Origin of the sequence: Pseudomonas sp. MWU16-30323 (assembly GCF_020515595.1) — a bacterium.
GTDB classification, from domain to species: Bacteria; Pseudomonadota; Gammaproteobacteria; order Pseudomonadales; family Pseudomonadaceae; genus Aquipseudomonas; species Aquipseudomonas yamanorum.
Genome location: NZ_JAIWYM010000005.1, coordinates 85,890 through 100,527 on the forward strand (window position 1 = coordinate 85,890; position 14,638 = coordinate 100,527).

General features: G+C 59.6%; 13 protein-coding genes. 6 read left to right on the plus strand and 7 right to left on the minus strand.

What is annotated here, in order from left to right:
- Positions 1 to 57 precede the first annotated feature (57 nt).
- The gene (locus LIY45_RS08330; RefSeq protein ID WP_226475951.1) at positions 58 to 1,296 is read right to left on the minus strand and encodes an MFS transporter; all 1,239 of its coding nucleotides are present in this window, start codon (positions 1,294 to 1,296) and stop codon (positions 58 to 60) included.
- Positions 1,297 to 1,598: 302 nt separating this feature from the next.
- On the opposite strand from LIY45_RS08330, the gene LIY45_RS08335 reads away from it, so the two are divergent.
- Positions 1,599 to 2,411 (plus strand): class I SAM-dependent methyltransferase, encoded by an 813-nt coding sequence (locus tag LIY45_RS08335; RefSeq protein ID WP_226475952.1) that lies wholly within the window; start codon positions 1,599 to 1,601, stop codon positions 2,409 to 2,411.
- Between the two features lie 137 nt (positions 2,412 to 2,548).
- On the opposite strand, the gene LIY45_RS08340 is transcribed toward LIY45_RS08335, so the two are convergent.
- Positions 2,549 to 2,935, minus strand: coding sequence for a TIGR03067 domain-containing protein (locus LIY45_RS08340; protein ID WP_226475953.1), 387 nt, complete (start codon positions 2,933 to 2,935; stop codon positions 2,549 to 2,551).
- A gap of 398 nt (positions 2,936 to 3,333) precedes the next feature.
- Here LIY45_RS08340 and LIY45_RS08345 point away from each other — a divergent pair, with 398 nt between their 5' ends.
- Positions 3,334 to 4,677 carry a Wzz/FepE/Etk N-terminal domain-containing protein gene (locus LIY45_RS08345; RefSeq protein ID WP_226475954.1) on the plus strand — a complete coding sequence of 448 codons (1,344 nt, stop codon included), beginning with the start codon at positions 3,334 to 3,336 and terminating at the stop codon, positions 4,675 to 4,677.
- Positions 4,678 to 4,940: 263 nt separating this feature from the next.
- A complete protein-coding gene (gene lpxO / locus LIY45_RS08350; protein ID WP_226475955.1) occupies positions 4,941 to 5,840 on the plus strand; it encodes a lipid A hydroxylase LpxO in 900 nt (299 codons plus the stop codon).
- Between the two features lie 18 nt (positions 5,841 to 5,858).
- Here lpxO and ligD read toward each other — a convergent pair whose 3' ends face one another.
- The gene (gene ligD, locus LIY45_RS08355) at positions 5,859 to 8,357 is read right to left on the minus strand and encodes a DNA ligase D (RefSeq protein WP_226475956.1); all 2,499 of its coding nucleotides are present in this window, start codon (positions 8,355 to 8,357) and stop codon (positions 5,859 to 5,861) included.
- 11 nt (positions 8,358 to 8,368) lie between these two features.
- Complete coding sequence (locus LIY45_RS08360) at positions 8,369 to 9,205, minus strand: Ku protein (protein WP_226476091.1); 837 nt, start codon at positions 9,203 to 9,205, stop codon at positions 8,369 to 8,371.
- A gap of 199 nt (positions 9,206 to 9,404) precedes the next feature.
- Between LIY45_RS08360 and LIY45_RS08365 the strand changes: the two genes are divergently transcribed.
- Together LIY45_RS08365 and LIY45_RS08370 are read left to right on the plus strand one after the other, a co-directional pair.
- Positions 9,405 to 9,725: a hypothetical protein gene (locus tag LIY45_RS08365; RefSeq protein WP_063029909.1), complete on the plus strand. Its 321-nt coding sequence runs from the start codon at positions 9,405 to 9,407 to the stop codon at positions 9,723 to 9,725.
- Positions 9,726 to 9,755: 30 nt separating this feature from the next.
- Positions 9,756 to 10,916, plus strand: coding sequence for a PQQ-dependent sugar dehydrogenase (locus LIY45_RS08370; protein WP_226475957.1), 1,161 nt, complete (start codon positions 9,756 to 9,758; stop codon positions 10,914 to 10,916).
- 140 nt (positions 10,917 to 11,056) lie between these two features.
- On the opposite strand, the gene LIY45_RS08375 is transcribed toward LIY45_RS08370, so the two are convergent.
- Together LIY45_RS08375 and LIY45_RS08380 are read right to left on the minus strand one after the other, a co-directional pair.
- Entirely contained in the window at positions 11,057 to 11,536 is a 480-nt protein-coding gene (locus tag LIY45_RS08375; protein WP_226475958.1) for a nuclear transport factor 2 family protein, read from the minus strand.
- Positions 11,537 to 11,568: 32 nt separating this feature from the next.
- Complete coding sequence (locus tag LIY45_RS08380; protein ID WP_226475959.1) at positions 11,569 to 12,120, minus strand: TetR/AcrR family transcriptional regulator; 552 nt, start codon at positions 12,118 to 12,120, stop codon at positions 11,569 to 11,571.
- Between the two features lie 126 nt (positions 12,121 to 12,246).
- Between LIY45_RS08380 and pssA the strand changes: the two genes are divergently transcribed.
- Entirely contained in the window at positions 12,247 to 13,590 is a 1,344-nt protein-coding gene (pssA, locus tag LIY45_RS08385; protein WP_226475960.1) for a CDP-diacylglycerol--serine O-phosphatidyltransferase, read from the plus strand.
- Positions 13,591 to 13,801: 211 nt separating this feature from the next.
- On the opposite strand, the gene efeO is transcribed toward pssA, so the two are convergent.
- Complete coding sequence (efeO, locus tag LIY45_RS08390) at positions 13,802 to 14,620, minus strand: iron uptake system protein EfeO (RefSeq protein ID WP_003218415.1); 819 nt, start codon at positions 14,618 to 14,620, stop codon at positions 13,802 to 13,804.
- Positions 14,621 to 14,638 lie beyond the last annotated feature (18 nt).

Here is a 14,638-nt window from a genome sequence, read left to right on the forward strand (position 1 = left end):
AGTCGCTGAGCAGAAAAATGGGTGCATGTTGGAATTTGGCGCGCATTGTCGCATATGTCAGGCGGGAGTTGTATGGCGGTGCAAGGATGGATTCGCCTGAGTCTCCGGCATCGCCACCCACAACAACCCCAGTGCAACCGCGGCCACACCCGCCAGCGTCAGGAACGCGGCGTTGTAACCCGCCCACTGCACGACAAAACCCGCCAGGCTGCTGCTCAGGGCCGCGCCGAGGCCGAATACCGTGGACAGCGCCCCCAGGCTGACATTGAAGCGCCCGGTGCCCTGGGTGAGGTCTTTGACGATCACCGGAAACAGCGCGCCGAACACCCCGGCGCCGACCCCGTCGAGCATCTGTACCGCGACCAGCCAATAGGGATCACTGGACAGCGTATACAGCACACCCCGCAGCGGCAGGATCATAAAGCCGGCGAGCAGCAGCGGCTTGCGCCCCCACACATCGGCCTTCACGCCCACCAGCCAGGCCACCGGCACCATCACCAACTGGGCCGCGACGATGCAGGCCGAAGTCAGCGGCGTGGCCATCTGCAGGTTGATCTGCGACAGCTTCTGGCTGACCAGCGGCAACATCGCCGCATTGGCCAGGTGAAACAGCGCGCAGCAGATTGCAAATAGCATTAAGGGTTTGTTTGCCAGAAGCACGGTCATCCCCGAGGGCTGTTCGTGTTCGACGCTATGGGCAGGGTCGAAGCCCCGCGCGACTTCGTGGTCGATTGCCTTGGCTGAAACACAACTGACCGCGATCACACTGGCCACTGCCATGACCGCCATCAGATAGAACACTGCCACCGGGCCGAACAGGTAGGCGAACCCGCCAGCGAGCAGGGCAGCCACCGCGTTACCGGCGTGGTTGAAGGTTTCGTTGCGGCCGGTGCGGCGGGTGAACGCCCGTGGCCCGGTAATGCCAAGGGAAATCGCCGAGATGGCTGGCGCGAACACCGAGGCCGCTGCTGCACTGGCTGCCTGGGTCAGCGCCACCAGGCTGAAGGAACTGACGAAGGGCAGGAGCAGGCAACTGGCGGTGACCAACAGTGCGGCGATCACAATCACCGCGCGCTTGCTGCGGGTTCGGTCAATCAACGCGCCGGCCGGCGTCTGGGTGAGCAACGCCGCAATCCCGGCGAGGGTCATGACCACCCCGATACTGGCGGGGTCCCAGTGGTGCACCGCCAGCAGATAAATCGCCAGGTAAGGCCCCAGTCCGTCACGGACATCCGCCAGGAAGAAGTTCAGGCTGTCCAGGGACAGTGTGTTGCGCAGGTCAGAGCGAGTGGCCATGGCACGGTCTTCAGGCGAGAGGTCGGTAGCGATAGTGACCCATGGGACGAGGGGATAGTTTCTGGCGTAGCCGTCGCAAAAGCACAAACATTTACAAAGTGGCGCCGTTTGCATAAAAAAATGGCGCGGGCGAAGGTTTTTTCAGGGAATTTTATTGTTAACAGTTGAACATCCCATAAGCCTGGCTTATTTTCCGTCCGTTCGCCCTACAGCGAAGGCTCTTTACCGGTTCATGGATGGCGAGGCTTTTGGTGTAGGGCGAACCTCTTTTGTCGCAATGACTAGAAAGTTTAGGAGACGCAATGGACATGCTGTCACCCCAAGAGGCTATTTCCAGCAATAAGGAAGCCTGGAACGAATCCGCCAGGCTGCATAAAAACACTGCCAGTTGGAAGGCCTTGCTTGAGGATGTCGCCAAGCCCGACTTTTCGCGTTTTGACCCGACGTTGACCGCATTGCTGCTCAAGGTCGGTGTCGATGGCAAGGACGTGGTGCAACTGGGCTGCAACAACGGTCGGGAAAGCCTGTCGCTGTTCGGGCTGGGCGCGCGAACGGTGGTGGGAATCGATCAGTCCGAAGCTTTTCTGCAACAAGCTCGCGAGTTGGCCGACGCTTCGCCCCACAAGCCGGAGTTCATCGAAGCTGACATTCACCATCTCCCCCGGGGGCTCACCGAGCGCTTTGATGTCGCCTTGATCACCATCGGCGTGCTGAACTGGATGCCGGACATCGCGTTGTTCATGGCCCATGTCGCCAGCACCCTGAAGCCCGGCGGCAGCCTGGTGATTTACGAAACCCATCCGTTCCTGGAAGTGTTTGACCCAACAGCGGCCAACCCGATGCTGCCGGTCAGTTCGTACTTTCAACGTGAACCTTTCGTGCAGCAGGAGGCCATCGTCTACGAAGGTGAGACCGAAGGTGTTGCAGCTGCCTCCTATTGGTTCGTGCACACCTTGGGTGCGATCGTCAGCGGTGCCATCGCCGCCGGGTTGCAGATCACTCATCTGCAGGAGTTCGCGCACTCCAATCGCGAGGAACTCTACGACCAGTATGAACACCAGCCCGCGCAACTGCCCCTGTGCTACACCCTCACCGCAATCAAACGCCCGGGCTGACTGACGGTCGCGCAGGCAAAAAAAGCCCGTGAGGAAGGCGGGCCAAGGTGTTCACTGGAGTAGGTAGCCTTCACCCTATCGCTCGATAAGTGAAGGCCATGTGAAAACCGTGTCGCAAGGACGGATGTTCAGTCTCTTCAGCTTCTGCGCACAAAGGTACGCATGGTTTGCCCCGGGCCAGTACTGAAACGGGTAGGGCGGGGCATGCCTTCATCTGCTGCGATAAACATGAAGTGATCACCTTCCAGTTGGTAACTCGCAAGCAATTGCTTGCCAGCGTCTTCACCCATCGAATCAATCCAGATAATGCTTTTGGGTGCCGTGCTGGCATCGAGGGTAAAGCTGCCTGCCAGTAACACCTCGCCGCCGACGGTCACCACTTGAAATTGATCGCCAGAGATGGTCGTGATGGCGCCGGGCGCGCTGTGGTCATCAGCAGGGTTGTGCACGCCGCCGTCTTCCAGTGCCGTTTGTTCCCAAGCCCCCTGAAGTGCTTGGAAATCCTCCTCAGAAACAGATGCCATACAAACTCCTTTTTGGTTGAAAAATGATCAGTCAATACGCTGGTTTAGCTGTGACTGACGGATCTACTGAAACGATTTTGTGATAATTTTCTGATTTCTTACGGACGCGTACGAAATTTCCCAATAATCCCAGGTGTTTAGCGCTATTTTACGTCCGGCTTTGGAAACGTGCCCTTACAGGTTCGTCTACGCTCTGCGCAGTGGGAGTGATACCCAAGTATCTGAACGAAAACAATCTCCTGTCGTGCGGGACTTTTCCGCAGCGTGGGTGGTCCGATGACCATCGGTAGATCGTGTGTGGCTTGTGCACAGGGCGTTGTCCCTGTTTTTCAAGTGGTTATTCAGTCTTTCATGAATATGTGCGGCCGTTGACGTCGACTTTTTAAGGTGCTCCAGTTTTGAATAAAACTCCTCGGTTCCAAGCTCATGCGGCATCGGATGAAATTGATCTGATTGAACTGTGTCACGGTATCTGGCGGCAGAAAAAGTTAGTGCTGGGATGCACGGTTCTGGCGGGGATCCTGGGGGTGGGCTACGCGTTTCTGGCTCCGCGAGAGTATCAGGTCAGCAGCGTGCTGCGTCCCGCTGCTATCAATGAACTCGATGCACTGAACCGTTCCGAAGTCTATAAGCTGCCCCCGGCTGATGCCTTGAACAAAGTGGGGGCACAACTGGATTCCTACGAAGCCCGCCTGGGGTTCTTCAAGTCCCATGAAGAGCTGTTCAAGGCGTTCCAGAAATCCGGCCAAAGTCTTGAGCAGAGTTTTGAGGCGTTCAACCGAAACTCCATCAACCTGATCCTGCCTGACCCGAAAAAAGCCGATTCCCTGAGCAGCTATATCCGTCTCGAATTGCAGTACCCCAGAGACATCGACGGGGTGGCTATTCTCAACGGGTTTGTGGACTACGCCATTGATTTGGAGCGTGCACAGGTCGGTGCAGACCTGAAAGTGATCGTCAATAACCGCCTGAACGAACTCAAGGGCAAGATTGACGCGGCACGCGCCAGCTACGACACCGATAAGGAATCGAAGATTGCCAAGTTGCTTGAGGCCGACAGGCTCAAGCGAGCCCAGCTGGAAGACGAGTTGGGTGCCCTGCGCCTGCAAATGAAAATGGAGCGGACGGATCGGTTGGCGGAGCTGGCTGAGGCCATTTCCATCGCCAAGTCGATGGGCATCAAGACGCCGACCACGCCGTCCTCTATGGCGGATGCCTCGCGTAGCGGCTCGAATCAAGTCATGCGCACTGAGGTCAATAATCAGAAAATCCCGCTGTACTTCATGGGTACGGAGGCGCTTGAGGCGGAACGCACGGCTTTGCAGGCGCGAACCAACGATGACTTTACCAACAGCCGCATTGCGGAAATTGGCAAAGAGTTGCAGATGCTGCAGGTCAACCGTGAAGTAGAAGTGCTGAAAAAGCGTGGGAATGAAGACATCTTCTTGCAGGATGTTGAACCATTGCGAGCTGAAGTCGCGCGATTGAAGGCCCTTAATATCGACATGAGTAGCCTGAAACTGGTCACCATTGACCGGCGTGCCCAAGAGCCGCTGAGCCCGATCAAGCCTAAAAAAGCCTTGGTGATTGCGCTGAGTCTGGTTGGAGGATTGGTGCTGGGCGTGCTGTTTGCGCTGGGCCGCCATTTTGTCTTGGCGCGGCGCGAGTCTGTGCCCTATTCGCAGTTGGATGACCATCGCCTTTCCCAGCGTCCACGCAAGGATGACGAGCCGCACGTTTAAGGCCGGCTGCCCTCGGGCTTGCCGCCTGGCAAGCCCGCTTGAGCGCTTCCCAGCACACTCAGTGGACACCTTTTCACAAATCTTGATTAACCTTTGGTTACAAAGTGTGGCTAAAATAGCTGCCAATGACCATGACCGGATTGTCGCCCCAGCCGATCGTGTTGCCTGTTTGTGAATTGTGATTTCAGGTGCTGCATCTTCAATCCTCGGCCGTCGTGGGCACGCAGGAGCAGCCTGTTCTCTTCTGACTTGTGACGAATAACTTGAAACTCATCATTGTTGCTCTCTACGTTGCCTCCATTGCCTACGTTCATCTGCGTGGCCGTGTGCGGCACAAGCTGGGCCGCCAGCTCAGCGATCACTCGACCTTCCTGGCTCCGGTGAACTGCTTTCTGTACCTCTTCTCCAAGCTGCCCAGCCGACCGTACCTGTCTCCCAGTGACTTTCCCGACCTGAGTCCGCTCCAGGAGCATTGGCAAGAAATCCGCCAGGAAGGCCAGAACCTGCTGCGCGCGGGCGAGATCAAGCGTTCCGACCAATACAACGACGTGGGTTTCAACTCGTTCTTCAAGTCGGGCTGGAAGCGTTTCTATTTGAAGTGGTACGGCGACAGCCATCCTTCCGCGATGAAGCTGTGCCCGCGCACCACTGAGCTGGTGCAAAGCATTGGCTCGATCAAGGCCGCGATGTTTGCCGAATTGCCACCGGGCTCCAAGCTGGTACGCCACCGTGACCCCTACGCCGGTTCCTACCGTTACCACCTGGGGCTGGACACGCCGAACTCCCCGGGCTGCTACATCAACGTAGACGGTGAAAACTACTATTGGCGCGACGGCGAACCGGTGATGTTTGACGAGACTTTCATCCACTACGCCGAAAACACTACGGAGCAGAACCGGATCATTCTGTTCTGCGATATCGAACGCCCGATGAAGTATCGCTGGGCGGCGGCGTTCAACCGTTGGTTCAGCCGCAACGTCATGGCGGCGGCCGGCTCGCCCAACGATGCCGGGGACAAGACCGGTGGCTTGAACCGTGCCTTTACCCGCCTGTACAAGATCCGTCTGCGGGGCAAGGAGCTGAAAAAGCGCAATCGCACCCGCTACTACCTGGAGAAGTGGGCGATCTTCGCCGGTTTGGCGCTGATCTTCATCCTGATCTGAACCTGGCAGGGGAGCGCATCAGCCTGGCGGATGCGCGCCCAGCTTCTCCCACATCTTCTTGCTGATCTTCTGCCGATTGGCATAACCGGCCCACGGGTCCTTCTTCAAACCCTGCAACCGCTCGTGCAGGTTGGCCACGGTCCATTGCTGGGCGCCGTGCAAACCTTTCAACTCGTCACGACTCACCGGCACCGACACCGGCAGGCCGGGCCGCGCGCGCACCGAGTAGGCCGCCACCGTACTGGCGCCCCGGGCGTTGCGCAGGTAATCGATAAAGATTTTGCCAACGCGGTTTTTCGGGCCCGAGGTTGCGGTAAAACGCTCTGGCAACTGCTGCGTCATGAACTGGGCGATCGCCTTGGCGAACGCTTTTATCGTGTCCCAGCCGTCCCTGCGCGCCAGCGGCACCACCAGGTGCAGGCCTTTGCCACCGCTGGTCTTGACGAACGCTTCAAGCCCCAACTCATCCAGCACCGACAGGGTCAACTGCGCCGCTTCAAGCATGCTTTTCCACGGCAGCGCCGGATCCGGGTCGAGGTCGAGCACGAACAGGTCTGGGGTTTCGATCTTGTCTGCGGTGGCGCCCCAGGTGTGCAACTCGACGGTGCCCATTTGCACCGCACCGATCAGTGCGGCCGGGCTGTCGATTTCCATCAGCCGCGCATGGCCCGGGTCCAGGGCCTGGTCCAGTTGCTTGATATTCGGGATCGCCAGGTGTTCGGAGTGCTTCTGGAAAAACTGTTCGCCGCCAATGCCTTCCGGCGCCCTGAGCAAAGACACAGGACGGTTGCGCAAGTAGGGCAGGATCCATTCGCTGATGCCCTCGTAGAACTGGGCCAGTTGCAGTTTCTGCGTAGCGCTTTGGGAGTCGATGACCCGGTCGGGATGGGTGATCTTGACCCCAGCCACGGTGCCGGTCTCGGTTGCCTTTTTGCGGGGCTTTTCCTTCAGCGATTTGGCCGCACGCGGCTGTTCATGAACAATCTGCTCCGCCGGCTTGTCGGTGCGCAACCCGACAAAGGCCGCCTGGCGCACCACGCCTTCGCGGGTCCACTCGGCAAATTGCACTTCGCCCACCAATTGAGGTTCGACCCAGTGCACCCCACGTGCCTGGGCGCTGGTCAGCGGTGTGGCCAGCGGTGAAGCATCGCGTTGCAGCGCTTTCAATTGCTCACTGATCTTTTTCAGCGCGGTCTGATCAAATCCAGTGCCCACGCGCCCGGCATACACCAGGCCGGTGTCGTCATTGACCGCCAGCAACAGTGCACCAAAGCCGCTGCGTGAACCTTGCGGACGAGTGAAACCGACGATCACGAACTCCTGGCGCAGTCGGCACTTGAGCTTGATCCAGTCCGGGCTGCGCTTGGAGACGTACAGGCTGCCCGCACGTTTTCCGATCACGGCCTCCAGCGCCAGGTCACAGGCGCTTTCGAAAATATCCCGCTGATTGGCGGCGAAGGACTCGGAGAAGCGCAGCAGCTTGCTCCTGCTGCGGGCCAGCACGCTTTTCAGCGCGGCGCGGCGCTCTTCGACGGCGATTTCGCGCTGGTCACGACCTTCCAGAAACGGCGCGTCAAACAGGTAATAGACGATGTCCAGGCTGCGACCGATATCAAAGGCATTCTGCAATGCCTGGAAGTCCGGTAACCCATCCGCGTTCAGGCTGACCACCTCGCCGTCGAGCCAGCTGTCCTTGAGCTTAAGCGCCTCCAGGGCCTTGACCTGGCGCGGCAGCCGGTCGGTCCAGTCATGACCATTGCGAGTGAACAACCGTACCTCGCCGTCACGAATACGCGTGAGGATCCGGTAGCCGTCGAATTTGATCTCGTACACCCAGTCGCCGTCCGGTGCACGGTCTACCAGGGTCGCCAACTGTGGCGTGAATTGATCGGGCAGGGCGATTGAAGGTTTGCGCTTGGTTTTTTTCGATGCACCGGTTTTTTTCGGGCGTCCCACGGTTGCGTCACTCAGCACGCTTTTCGGCTCGGCCTGGACCACGTCGTAGTCAGCCACCGGGCGCGCCTGCTGATCGTTCTCCTTGATCAACAGCCACTGCTCCTTGTCGCCGCTGCCCTTGAGTCGCGTGCGCACCAATGTCCAGTCACCGGCGAGCTTTTCGCCGATCAGGGTGAATTTCAGCTTGCCGGCCGCGTAGGCTTTGCGCGGGTCGTCGTGGGGCTGCCACACGCCGCGATCCCAGACCATCACGTCACCCGCGCCGTATTGGCCGGCGGGGATGCTGCCCTCGAAACTGCCGTAACCCACTGGGTGATCTTCCACATGCACGGCGAGGCGCTTCTGGCTCGGGTCCAGGCTCGGCCCCTTGGGCACCGCCCAGCTTTTGAGCACGCCATCGAGTTCCAGGCGAAAGTCGTAATGCAGGTTGCGCGCATCGTGCTTTTGAATCACGAAGGTCAAGGCCTGGGCCCGGCTCCTGCCGCGAGGCGCACGGCCTGCCGGTTCAGCGGTCACATCGAAGTCGCGCTTGGCGTTGTATTCACTCAGGGGCTTGGCCATGGCGGTCTACCTCATGAAGCCTTGCGGGTTTTTTTCGCGGCCGGTTTCTTCGCCGGGCTCTTGCCCGCCAGGCTGCGTTTGAGCAGCTCTGTCAGGTCGATCACATCGGCTGATTTGCGCTCGTCCTCACCCTCGCTGGATTCCACATCTTCGATCTTGCCGGCCTTGGCCTTCTTCGCCACCAACGCCATGATCTTCTCCTGGAAACTGTCGCGATAGTCTTCGGGCTTCCAGTCGGCGCTCATGTCTTCCACCAGTCGCTTGGCCATGTCCAACTCGCCCTTGGCCAGGGTCGGTTTGGTCACGTCGCTGCCCAGTTCCAACTCATCCAGGCCACGCACTTCAGCGGGCCAGCGCAGCATTACCAATACCAGCGCCGACTCCAGCGGCATCAGCGCCGCCAGGTGCTGCTTGGTGTGCAGCACCACGTTGGCCAGGGCCACCTTGCGGGTTTTCTTCAGGGTTTCCCGCAGCAGCGCATAGACCTTGCCACCGCGCTTGTCAGGCGCCAGGAAGTAGGGCGTGTCGATGTTCTGCAACGGGATCTGGTCGCTGGCCACAAACGCGATAATTTCAATGGTCTGGGTGGACTTGGGGTGGGCCGAGCGAATTTCGTCTTCGCTGAGGATCACGTAGCGGCCTTTCTCGTAGGCCACGCCCTTGACGATATTGTCCTTAGTGACTTCCTTGCCGGTGGTCTTGTTGATGCGCTTGTAACCCACCGGGTCCATGCTGCGCTTGTCCAGCCAGTCGAAGTCGACGCCTTGGGAGGACGTGGCCGAGACCAGCGACACCGGGATGTGTACCAAGCCAAAACTGATTGCGCCTTTCCAGATAGCCCGTGGCATGTCGGTTTTCCTGAAGATGTAGGGGTCTTCAGGTGACATGGCGGTTTCGGCAAAAGTTTCCCTGGCCAGCCGGCTGGCACCGGGGTTTCAGACAGATCGTGTTACACCTGATGAGAAACTATTTAGTTACCAAAGCCGAACCCAAGGCGTAGCGTGTTATCGAAAGCACGTGTTACTTGCGCCCAGAGAGGCTTTTGTCATGAACACCCGTTTGCGCAACCTTGCCGTATTGGCGTTGGGCCTGGCCTTGAGTTCGTTGGCACAGGCGCAAAACCTGCCCGGCAGCAGCAACAACCCCTACAACGGCCCCATCCATCAGGCCAACCCCAACAGCATGCAGGGCACCCAGCCCAACGCGCCGGCAGCGCGGGGCACCTACATCCCACCGGCGCAGCGGTCACCGACCCTGCAAAACGGCGGCATTGGCAACAGCGTCCAGCGCCGCGACAGCCCACAGACCCCGCCGGCCATCCAGCCCAAAGCTCCCACCCGTGATGCCAATGGCAATCGCGGCGATTGAGTGTGTGAAGACGACAAGGAAACCCACCGTATGTTTCTACGCAAAACCCTTCTAGCGACCTTCTGCGCCGCGGCCTTGCTGCCCCTGGCGCTGCCCGTTTCGGCGGCCGACACCCAACAGTTCCCCAGCGAGCAGGGAAGTATCACCGTCACCCCGATTGCCAAGGGCCTGGATCACCCGTGGGCGGTGGCGTTCCTGCCGGACAAACAAGGTTTCCTGGTCACCGAGCGCCCTGGCAACCTGCGCTTTGTCAGCCCGGACGGTAAGCTGTCCGCGCCCCTGAGTGGCGTGCCTAAAGTGTTTGCCAAGGGGCAGGGCGGCCTGCTGGACGTGGTGCTGTCGCCAGACTTCAAGGAGGACCGCCTGGTGTATCTGTCGTACGCCGAAGGCGGTGGCAAGAATGGCACGGCTGGCACCGCCGTCGGGCGCGGGCGCTTGAGCGATGACCTGAGTGGCCTGCAGGACTTCAAGGTGATCCTGCGCCAGGAGCCCAAGCTGTCCACGGGTAATCACTTCGGCTCACGGCTGGTGTTTGACCGCGATGGTTATCTGTTCGTGACCCTGGGGGAAAACAACGATCGCCCGACCGCCCAGGACCTGGACAAGCTGCAAGGCAAAGTGGTGCGGATCTTCCCGGACGGCCGTGTGCCGGAAGACAACCCCTTCGTCGGCCAGGAAGGCGTGCGGCCGGAAATCTGGTCCTACGGCCAGCGTAATCCCCAGGGCGCAGCGCTGAACCCGTGGAGCGGCACACTCTGGGAAAACGAACACGGCCCGCGTGGCGGGGATGAGATCAATATTATCGAGCGTGGGAAAAACTACGGCTGGCCGCTGGCGACCCACGGCATTAACTATTCCCTGACACCGATTCCCGAGGCAAAGGGCAAGACGGTCGAAGGCACTGTTGCACCGCACCATGTGTGGGAGAAATCCCCCGGCGTGAGTGGCATGGCGTTCTACGACGCCGACCGGTTCAAGGCCTGGCAGCACAACGTGTTTATTGGTGCACTGGTGAGCCAGGAGCTGATTCGCTTGCAGTTCGATGGGGACAAGGTCATCCACGAAGAGCGCTTGCTTGGCGGGTTGAAAGCGCGGATCCGTGATGTGCGTCAGGGGCCGGATGGCTACCTGTATGTGCTCACGGATGAAGATAACGGCGTGTTGTATCGGGTAGGCCTTAACCAGGACTGACGTAGGCCACCGGGGTTGTGTGGGAGCTGGCTTGCCTGCGATGCAAACACCTCGGTGTATCAGGCACACCCAGTTGATGCCATCGCAGGCAAGCCAGCTCCCACTGAAAAGCCAGCTCCCACAGGCGGGTAGCGTCGAGCCTACAAGCCAAGCTCTGACAATCCCGGATGCTCATCCGGGCGCCGCCCCAGCGGCCAGTGGAACTTGCGCTCGCTTTCCTTGATCGGCATGTCGTTGATGCAGGCAAATCGGTTCGCCATCAGGCCATTCTCATCAAACTCCCAGTTCTCGTTGCCGTAGGAGCGAAACCAGTTGCCGGAGTCGTCATGCCACTCATAGGCATAGCGCACCGCAATGCGGTTGCCGGTAAACGCCCACAACTCCTTGATCAACCGATAATCCAGTTCCTTGGCCCATTTGCGGGTCAGGAAGGCTTTGGCTTCTTCGCGGTCATGGGCGAACTCGGCGCGGTTACGCCATTGGGTATCCAGGGTATACGCCAGGGATACCCGTTGCGGGTCGCGGGAGTTCCAGCCGTCCTCGGCCAGGCGAACTTTTTCAATCGCCGATTCACGGGTGAATGGCGGCAATGGCGGGCGTATTTCAGCAGTGGATGGCATGGGACGGCTCCTTCACAGGTTTAAAAGTCAGGTCAAAGTTGCAATAAAGTGCGCGCCATGGCTCGCGCATTATCGGCAGCGGTGGTGTCGCCCATCACCAGGGCAACGGTAATGGCGCCATCAATCAGGATCAGCAGGTGCGCGGCCTGGCGTTCCGGGTCGGGGGTGCCATGTGCTTGACACAGTTCGAGGACGTATTCGAACAGTTTCTGTTTATGGGCCTTGGCCAGCAGGCGCACCGGGTCTTGCGGGTCGCCGGTCTCGCCGCTGGTGTTGATGAAGGCGCAGCCGCGAAAGTCATCGGAGCCGAACCAGCATTTCAGCGCGCTGAACACCCCCAGCAGGCGCTCGCCCGTGGTGACGTGGTGTTCCACTTCGCTGCGCAGCCAGTGCATCCAGCGCTCGTCGCGGCGTTGCAGGGCGGCAATCACCAGTTCGTCCTTGTTGGCGAAGTAGCGGTAGACGCTCTTTCGGGAGACGCCGGCGGTCTTCACCAGAAGATCCATGCCGGTGGCAGCGATGCCATTTCGGTAGATCAACTTTTCAGTGACGTCGAGAATAATGTCGCGAGTGATATCGTTCATGTTTACTACAGTAGAACGATCGTTCTCCTTGGTCAATCAACTATTTTTTACCCGCGCGCGGGAAGACCTGAGCCAGCCCATGGTGTAAGCTCTCGAGTCCTTCGGATTCGACCCATTGCGAGCCCTATGCCGTCGTTATTCAAACGCTCCCTGTTGCCCAAGCTGCGCGGTTTTCCCCTTACGCCCGACGCTATCGAGGTGCTGTCCGGCGCGGCCGAGTACCGCCGTTGCCTGCTGGAGAAAATTTCCCAGGCTACCCAGCGCATCTACATCGTGGCGTTGTACCTGCAGCAGGATGAGGCCGGGCAAGAGATCTACGACGCATTGCACGCTGCCAAGGCCGCCCGGCCCGGGCTGGATATCGTGGTGGTGGTCGACTCGCTGCGGGCCCAGCGCGGTTTGATCGGCGCAGGCAAGCAACCGGGCAACAGCGCCTGGTACCAGGCCATGACCCAATCCCACAGCACTGAAGTGCCGGTGTATGGCGTGCCGGTACAAACCCGCGAATTGTTCGGCGTGCTGCACCTCAAGGGCTTTGTGATCGATGACAGCGTGCTGTACAGCGGCGCCAGCCTGAATAACGTGTACCTGCACAAGTTCGACAAATACCGCTACGACCGTTACCACCTGATCCACAACAAGGCGCTGGCCGACTCGATGCAGCACCTGGTGGAACACGGCCTGGTGGCCGCCAAGGCGGTGCATCGCCTGGACCTGCCCAACCCACCGACCACCCGCAGCCTGCGCAACGACATCGGCGACCTGCGCAGCCGCCTGAAACACGCGGTGTATGACACCACGGCGGGGCAGTTGCCCAACGGCAACCTGACGGTCAGTCCGTTGTTGGGCGTATGCAAGAACAACCCCCTGAGCCGAGTGATCTGTGAGCTGATTGCCAGCGCCCAGCACCAGCTGACTATCTGCACCCCATACTTCAACCTGCCGCTGCCGGTAACCCGGGAAATCAACCGCGCCCTGGCGCGCGGGGTGAAGATCGACATCATCGTCGGTGACAAGACCGCCAACGACTTCTACATCCCGCCGAGCGAGCCATTCAAGGTCATCGCCGCGCTGCCGTATCTCTACGAAATCAGCCTGCGACGTTTCGCCAAGCGTCACCAGCGCATGATCGACAGCGGCCAGTTGAACCTGCACCTGTGGCGCGACGGCGACAACACCTACCACCTCAAGGGCATGTGGGTCGACCAGCGCTACACCTTGCTGACCGGCAACAACATCAACCCGCGGGCGTTTCGCCTCGACCTGGAAAACGCCTTGCTCATCGATGACCCCAAGGGTGAGTGGGTTGGGCCACGGCGCGCCGAGCTTGCCGAGATTTTCCAGCACACCTCGCGTATTGAACGCTACCAGCAGCTGGAAACCCTGGTGGAGTACCCGGCGGCCGTCGGCAAGTTCTTGCGCCGGGTCAGCCGGGTGCGGATCGAGCGGTTGTTGTATCGGATTTTGTAGGGCCCGTGACCTTGCAGGTCAACCCGGAATCGACCTGACAAGAATGTTGTCCAAGTCGTAGCGATGGGGTTCGCTGCCTGCACTTCTTGACCAGAATATGATCGAGTCATGAATGAGTAGGATGTTGAGATACGTATCTCATGAACCTCAGTGACGAGGGCGCTGGAGCGGGGAGTACTCGCGGGCACGAAGGGCCCGCGAGTGAGGTGCATCAGTTCAGGCCAAGCTTGCCACGCAAGGTGGACAGGTCTTCTGCCAGGGTGTTGACCGGGCCAACCAGGGCTTTACGGTCGGCTTCCTTGACCTTGTCGTAGGTCTCGAAACCGCCATCCTTGGTTTTGTACTTGGCCAGGATCTTGTCCACGGTGGCGAAGTTCTTGTCGACTTTGGCGACGAAGGCCTTGTCTTGCTTCTCGATCTGCGGACGGAACAGGTCGACGATTTTCTTCGCGCCGTCGATGTTGCCCTGGAAGTCATACAGGTCGGTGTGGCTGTAGCGATCTTCTTCACCGGAGATCTTGGTCGCGGCCACTTCTTCCAGCAGGGCAGCAGCGCCACCCACGACTTTTTCCGGCGGGAAGGTCAGGCCGTCCACGCGGGTTTTCAGGTCCAGTACGTCGCTGTTGAGCTTGTCCGCCAGGGCGTCGAGGCCTTTGGTGGTGTTCTCGGAGAACAGGCTGTACTCGATGCGGTGGAAGCCAGTGAAGTCTTCGGCTTTCACGCCTTTCTCGTGGTCGTCCACACGGGAGTCGATGGAGGCGTCGAGGTCGCTGAACAGCTCGGCGATCGGCTCGATGGACTCATAGTGAACGCGGGTTGGCGCGTACAGTTTCTTGGCGGTGGCCAGGTCGCCTTTTTTCACGGCGTCGGTGAACGCCTGGGTCTGGGTAACCAGTTCGCCGATTTCTTCGGTGACGTAAATCTTGTAGTCCGACACCGGCCCTACCAGGTCCAGCGGCGCGGTGGCGGCAAAGGCGGCCAGCGGCGAAAGGCTCATTAACAACGACAATGCGAGAGACGACTTCTTCATGGGACGATTTCCGCTCTG

Excerpts from the sequence above, each read along its gene's own strand:
- LIY45_RS08330 (WP_226475951.1), bottom strand. The coding sequence starts at position 1,296 with ATGGCCACTCGCTCTGACCTGCGCAACACACTGTCCCTGGACAGCCTG.
- LIY45_RS08335 (WP_226475952.1), top strand. The coding sequence starts at position 1,599 with ATGGACATGCTGTCACCCCAAGAGGCTATTTCCAGCAATAAGGAAGCC.
- LIY45_RS08340 (WP_226475953.1), bottom strand. The coding sequence starts at position 2,935 with ATGGCATCTGTTTCTGAGGAGGATTTCCAAGCACTTCAGGGGGCTTGG.
- ligD (WP_226475956.1), bottom strand. The coding sequence starts at position 8,357 with ATGGCCAAGCCCCTGAGTGAATACAACGCCAAGCGCGACTTCGATGTG.
- LIY45_RS08360 (WP_226476091.1), bottom strand. The coding sequence starts at position 9,205 with ATGCCACGGGCTATCTGGAAAGGCGCAATCAGTTTTGGCTTGGTACAC.
- LIY45_RS08365 (WP_063029909.1), top strand. The coding sequence starts at position 9,405 with ATGAACACCCGTTTGCGCAACCTTGCCGTATTGGCGTTGGGCCTGGCC.
- LIY45_RS08370 (WP_226475957.1), top strand. The coding sequence starts at position 9,756 with ATGTTTCTACGCAAAACCCTTCTAGCGACCTTCTGCGCCGCGGCCTTG.
- LIY45_RS08375 (WP_226475958.1), bottom strand. The coding sequence starts at position 11,536 with ATGCCATCCACTGCTGAAATACGCCCGCCATTGCCGCCATTCACCCGT.
- LIY45_RS08380 (WP_226475959.1), bottom strand. The coding sequence starts at position 12,120 with ATGAACGATATCACTCGCGACATTATTCTCGACGTCACTGAAAAGTTG.
- pssA (WP_226475960.1), top strand. The coding sequence starts at position 12,247 with ATGCCGTCGTTATTCAAACGCTCCCTGTTGCCCAAGCTGCGCGGTTTT.
- efeO (WP_003218415.1), bottom strand. The coding sequence starts at position 14,620 with ATGAAGAAGTCGTCTCTCGCATTGTCGTTGTTAATGAGCCTTTCGCCG.